Consider the following 5,777-nt stretch of genomic DNA (forward strand, 5'->3'; position numbering starts at 1 on the left):
GGCCGGTAAGGAAGGCGGCAAGGCCGCCGCCGACCAGCACCGCCAGTACCGACAGCGCCGGATTGAACAGCCGGATGACAAAGAATGCCGCGATCAGCGGCAGGATGAGCCAGGGGTCCGCCGGAATGGCTTTCATGGCATTGATGGCGAAGGTGACGACGATGCCGGCCAGCATGCCTGAGGCGACCGAAGCCGGTATTCTCGATATCAGCCGGGTCAGCGGCCCAAACAGGCCGGTCGCGACCAACAGCACGCCCGTGACGATATAGGCGCCGACGGCCTCGCCCATCGAAAAGCCGCTCGAGGCGGCGACCAGTGCCAGGCCCGGCGTCGACCAGGCAGTGATGACAGGCATTTTCGTGCGCCATGACAGCAACAGGCACTCGACCGTCATGGCCAGGCAGATCGCCGTCACACCGCTCGCCGTCTCGACCTGCGTCGCGCCGACCGCCTTGGCGGCGGCGATGACGATGGCCAGCGTGCCGCCGAAACCGACGATTGCCGCGACAAAAGCCGAGATCGGGATGGAAAGGCGCATCGTCACTTGCCTCGTCCGGCGATGTCGCCGACCGCCCGCACCAGCATGTCGAGATCCTGCGGGCGCGACAGGCGATGGTCGCCGTCGGGGATCAGCGACAGCGTGACATCGTCGGCCGGCAGCAGGGCGGCGAGCTTCAACGCGTGGCTCGATGGCACGTCCGGGTCGGCCAGCCCCTGCAGGATGTGAACCGGGCAATGCGTGTCGATCGGCCCGGTCATCACCCGGTTTTCGCGCCCGTCGTCGATCAGCGCGCGCGTGTAGACATAAGGCTCGGCGGAATAGTCCGACGGCTCCGCGAAGAACCCCTTTTCGGCGAGGTCGCGTTTCTGCGCCTCGGTCAGCACCGGCTCGATCAGGTCGCTGGTGAAATCGGGCGCCGGCGCCAGCAGCACCAGGCCGACGACGCTTGGATCGCCCGCCTTGCGCAACTCCTGCACCATGCGAAGCGCGATCCAGGCACCCATCGACGAGCCGACCAGGACCTGATCGCCCTTGGCGAAATGCCGGAAAACCGCAAGGCTTTGCGCAAGCCATTTCGAGATCGTACCGTCGGCGAAGGCGCCGCCGGATTCGCCATGGCCCGAATAGTCGTGGCGCAGGAAGGCCCGGCCTTCCCGTGCCGCCCAGTCCGACAGCGTCTCGGCCTTCGTGCCCAGCATGTCCGACTTGTAGCCGCCGAGCCAGACAATGCCGGGCGTCGAGCCCCCCGCATGGCGCACGGCGATATCGGATTCATCAACATGCAGAAAGGTCGGAGCGGCGGTCATGGCTGTGGGGCGGTCCCGGTTTTTTTCACGCCTCGCTTTTGGCACGGCCAAAGGCAAGGCGGAAAGTGCTCGCGATGTTTCTTTGCTTGGCACAGGCTCGTGATCAGGTGATTTCTTGAGAACGCTGTGCTATTGACTTGCGCCGCGCGCTTCCCACATTGGCGCGTCCGCACCCAGATTCATACGAACCCTGAACGAAACGGCCAAGGAGACCACGACCATTCGCAGACCTTTCAAAGCAGCGGCGCCGACCAAGGATGGGCCGCGCTCCAACCGTGACATCCGGGTTCCCCGGGTCCAGCTTATCGACGCCGAAGGCCAGAACCGCGGCGATGTTTCCATCAACGACGCATTGCTGCTCGCCGAAGAGGCCGGGCTCGATCTGGTCGAAATATCGCCCAACGCGGTGCCCCCCGTCGTAAAAATCCTCGATCTCGGCAAATTGAAATACGCCAACCAGAAGAAGGCGGCCGAGGCGCGCAAGAACCAGAAGGTCATCGAGATCAAGGAGATCAAGATGCGCCCGAACATCGACAGCCATGACTACGAGACCAAGATGAAGGCGGTTCGCCGCTTCTTCGAGGAAGGCGACAAGGTCAAGCTGACGCTGCGCTTCCGCGGCCGCGAGATGGCGCATATGGAACTCGGCATGCAGCTTCTGAACAAGGTGCGCGAGGAAGTGGCGACCATCGCCAAGGTGGAAGCCGAGCCGAAGCTCGAAGGCCGCCAGATGATGATGGTGCTGGCGCCGCGCTAAGCAGACTCGCTCGCTTCGCAACGCGTCGTCTGCATAGTTTCCATGGTTGTCGCGGATTCTCACCGCAAAACCGTGGACACTTTTGCGGAACCCGCTTGGATCACGATGACGTCAGGCCTCGTCATCGCGCCAAATTCCGCCTGAATTGTGCTACAGAGGCGTCCCGGCGATCGGCGGGACGCCATTCCTGGCTAGAGCTGCGATCGCCGGCCAGGCTCCTCGACGATCGGATCCCAATCTTGGACACAGAATACAAACACGGGCTGGGCAACTACCAGCAGATGCGCCGGCTGGTGCTTGCCGTGCTCGTGGTGGTGCTGTTTCTGGCATTGCTTTTCGGCCAGTCGACCTTCCCGCCGGACACGCCGGTCCATGAATCGATCGAGATGTTCGGCGTGCTCTTGATTTTCCTCGGCATCGTCGGGCGCCTGTGGGCGACGCTCTATATAGGCGGACGCAAGTCGTCCGAGGTGGTGACCGGCGGTCCCTACTCGATCACCCGTAATCCGCTCTACGTGTTCTCGACCGTCGCCGCCGCCGGCGTCGGCGCGCAGATCGGCTCGTTCTCCGGCATCATCCTTTTTGCGCTTCTGTGCGCCGGTGCCTTCCATATCGTCATCCTGCGCGAGGAGAAATTCCTCAAGGAGGCGCTCGGCGCACCCTATGCGGACTATCTGGCGCGCGTGCCGCGCTTCTTCCCCAAGCTTTCGCTCTACCAGGAAGGCGACACCGGCAGCTTCAAGCCGCGCCTGCTTTTGACCACACTGCTCGACGGGCTGGTGTTTCTCATTGCGCTGCCGGCTTTCGAACTGATCGACGGCGCGCAACTGTCGGGCGTGCTGCCGGTGTGGTTCAGGCTGCCCTGAGAGGGGACAGTGCGTCGCACGGCCTGAGGTGTTGCGCCCGCGCCATCTTTGATCTATAGCACCGCCGTTCCAAGAAAACCGCCCGGCAGGGCATGCCGTGGCGGTTTCATTTGCTTTTCGGGCTTTGGTCGGCCTGGAGCGAACAAGAAGCGCGATCGTGCGCCAACAATACGGAGTAGCAAAATGCCCAAGATGAAGACCAAATCGGCCGCCAAGAAGCGGTTCAAGATCACAGGTACGGGTAAAGTCCTGTCGGCTGCGGCCGGCAAGCGTCACGGCATGATCAAGCGTTCCAACAAGTTCATTCGAAATGCCCGCGGCACGATGGTTCTGGCTGAACCGGATGGCAAGAAGGTCATCAAGAATTTTCTTCCGAACGGCCTTTAAGTTTTAAGGAGATCATGACATGGCACGCGTAAAAAGAGGCGTCACCTCGCACGCCAAGCACAAGAAGGTCCTGAAAGCCGCCAAGGGTTTTTACGGCCGTCGCAAGAACACCATCCGCATCGCCAAGCAGGCGGTGGAAAAGTCGCTGCAGTACGCTTACCGCGACCGCAAGAACCGCAAGCGCTCGTTCCGCGCGCTGTGGATCCAGCGCATCAACGCCGCGACCCACGAGCACGGCCTGACCTATGGCCGTTTCATCGACGGTTTGAACAAGGCCGGCATCGAGATCGATCGCAAGATCCTGTCCGACATGGCCATCCACGAGCCGCAGGCTTTCGCGGCCCTGGTCGCCAAGGCCAAGGTCGCGCTCGAATACCTGAAGAACACCACGCCGAACGCTTTTGAAAGCGCTGTCGCCTAGAGCATGATGCCAAAAAGTTTCTGACTTTTTGGACAACATCATGCTCCAGGGAAATTAGCGAGGAGCGCGATCTTTTCCGAAAAGTCTGCAACTTTTCGGGATCGGGCTCCGAGCCCAGCGCTTCCCAAGCATTCGCAATTCTGATTTGGGGAACCCGCGCTGGCACGGCTGGCGCGGGTTCTTTTGTCTCTGATGCCTGAACTTTCAACTTAGAAGTGACTTTCACTTTAAAGCTGACTTCCAACGTAGCGAGTTTGACCGTGAACGACGCAACTACCGGCTTGGATACGCTCGAAAATTCCCTGATGGCTGAGATCGCGTCGGCCGCCGATGAGCCGGCCATCGAGGCCGTGCGCATCGCGGCCTTCGGCAAGAAGGGCACCGTGTCCGAGATGCTGAAAACCCTTGGCGCCATGACCGCCGAGGAGCGCCAAGTCAAGGGCCCCGCCATCAACGGCCTCAAGAACCGCGTCACCGAGGCGCTGACGGCCCGCAAGGCTGATCTGAAGGATGTGGCGATCGCCGCCCGGCTGGCCGCCGAAAAGGTCGACGTGACGCTGCCGGTGCGGCAGTCGCCGGCCGAGCGCGGCCGCATCCATCCGATCAGCCAGGTCATCGACGAGATCGCGGCGATCTTCGGCGATCTCGGCTTCGCCATCGCCGAAGGTCCCGATATCGAGACCGACTACTATAATTTCACCGCGCTGAATTTCCCGGAAGGCCATCCGGCGCGCGAGATGCATGACACCTTCTTCTTCCAGCCGGACGAGAACGGCGAACGCAAGCTGTTGCGCACCCACACCTCGCCGGTGCAGATCCGCACCATGGAGAAGCAGAAGCCGCCGATCCGCATCGTCATTCCCGGCAAGACCTACCGCCAGGATTCCGACGCCACCCATTCGCCGATGTTCCATCAGGTCGAGGGGCTGGTGATCGACAAGTCGGCCAACGTCGCCAACATGAAGTGGGTGCTGGAAGAATTCTGCAAGGCTTTCTTCGAAGTGCCGCAGGTCAAGATGCGCTTCCGGCCGTCCTTCTTCCCGTTCACCGAGCCGAGCCTCGAGGTCGACATCCAGTGCGACCGCTCGCGGCCGGGCGAAGTGCGCTTCGGTGAAGGCACCGACTGGATGGAAATCCTCGGCTGCGGCATGGTGCATCCGAACGTACTCAGGGCCGGCGGGCTCGACCCCGACGAATACCAGGGCTTTGCCTGGGGCATGGGCATCGACCGCATCGCCATGCTGAAATACGGCATGCCGGACCTGCGCGCCTTCTTCGACGCGGATGTGCGCTGGCTGTCGCATTACGGCTTCCGGCCGCTGGACATGCCGACGCTGTTCGGAGGCTTGAGCGCGTGACACCCCTGAAGACTCCTGCCGCCAGCCATTACGGAACAGCCCAATGAAATTCACCCTCTCCTGGCTCAAGGATCATCTTGAGACCGACGCCACGCTGGCCGAGATCGTCGAGCGGCTGACCTCGATCGGCCTCGAGGTTGAGCATGTCGACGACAAGGCAGGCCTGAAACCCTTCGTCATCGCCAAGGTGTTGACGGCAGTGCAGCATCCCGACGCCGACCGGCTGCGGGTGCTGACCGTCGATACCGGTGACGGCAAGCCGCCGGTGCAGGTCGTCTGTGGCGCGCCCAACGCTCGCGCCGGCCTGATCGGCGCCTTCGCCGCGCCCGGCACCTATGTGCCCGGCATCGACGTCACTTTGGCGGTCGGCAAGATCAGGGGCATCGAAAGCCACGGCATGATGTGTTCCGAGCGCGAGCTGGAACTGTCCGACGAACATAATGGCATTATCGACCTGCCCGAGGATGCGCCGGTCGGCACCAGCTTTGCGTCCTATGCCCATCTCGACGATCCGGTCATCGAGATCAATCTGACGCCGAACCGGCCCGATGCCACCAGCGTCTTTGGCATCGCCCGGGATTTGGCGGCGAGCGGCCTCGGCCGCCTCGTCGGCGGCGCGATCATGCCGCACGTCGGCAGCGGCATGTGCCCCGTGAAGGTGACGATCGAGGCGCCGGAGC

At 62.5% G+C, this 5,777-nt stretch carries 8 protein-coding genes; 6 read left to right on the forward strand and 2 right to left on the reverse strand.

The window, feature by feature from the left end:
- Both EOA36_RS25290 and EOA36_RS25295 read right to left on the reverse strand, forming a co-directional pair.
- Nucleotides 1-538: benzoate/H(+) symporter BenE family transporter (locus tag EOA36_RS25290; RefSeq protein ID WP_189553342.1), on the reverse strand; the 538-nt coding region annotated here is incomplete at its 3' end.
- A 2-nt stretch (nucleotides 539-540) separates the two neighbouring features.
- The gene (locus EOA36_RS25295) at nucleotides 541-1,308 is read right to left on the reverse strand and encodes an alpha/beta hydrolase (RefSeq protein ID WP_127279891.1); all 768 of its coding nucleotides are present in this window, start codon (nucleotides 1,306-1,308) and stop codon (nucleotides 541-543) included.
- Between the two features lie 220 nt (nucleotides 1,309-1,528).
- Between EOA36_RS25295 and infC the strand changes: the two genes are divergently transcribed.
- The 6 genes from infC to ytpR all read left to right on the forward strand — a co-directional run.
- A complete protein-coding gene (infC, locus tag EOA36_RS25300; protein ID WP_010912915.1) occupies nucleotides 1,529-2,065 on the forward strand; it encodes a translation initiation factor IF-3 in 537 nt (178 codons plus the stop codon).
- Between the two features lie 239 nt (nucleotides 2,066-2,304).
- Nucleotides 2,305-2,931 (forward strand): isoprenylcysteine carboxylmethyltransferase family protein, encoded by a 627-nt coding sequence (locus EOA36_RS25305; RefSeq protein WP_127279892.1) that lies wholly within the window; start codon nucleotides 2,305-2,307, stop codon nucleotides 2,929-2,931.
- A 183-nt stretch (nucleotides 2,932-3,114) separates the two neighbouring features.
- Complete coding sequence (rpmI, locus tag EOA36_RS25310) at nucleotides 3,115-3,318, forward strand: 50S ribosomal protein L35 (RefSeq protein WP_006201248.1); 204 nt, start codon at nucleotides 3,115-3,117, stop codon at nucleotides 3,316-3,318.
- 19 nt (nucleotides 3,319-3,337) lie between these two features.
- A complete protein-coding gene (gene rplT / locus EOA36_RS25315) occupies nucleotides 3,338-3,739 on the forward strand; it encodes a 50S ribosomal protein L20 (RefSeq protein ID WP_006201247.1) in 402 nt (133 codons plus the stop codon).
- A 305-nt stretch (nucleotides 3,740-4,044) separates the two neighbouring features.
- Complete coding sequence (gene pheS / locus EOA36_RS25320) at nucleotides 4,045-5,097, forward strand: phenylalanine--tRNA ligase subunit alpha (RefSeq protein ID WP_245464460.1); 1,053 nt, start codon at nucleotides 4,045-4,047, stop codon at nucleotides 5,095-5,097.
- Nucleotides 5,098-5,140: 43 nt separating this feature from the next.
- Nucleotides 5,141-5,777: YtpR family tRNA-binding protein (ytpR, locus tag EOA36_RS25325; protein ID WP_348629824.1), on the forward strand; the 637-nt coding region annotated here is incomplete at its 3' end.

The organism is Mesorhizobium sp. M8A.F.Ca.ET.021.01.1.1 (assembly GCF_003998025.1).
Lineage (GTDB): Bacteria > Pseudomonadota > Alphaproteobacteria > Rhizobiales > Rhizobiaceae > Mesorhizobium.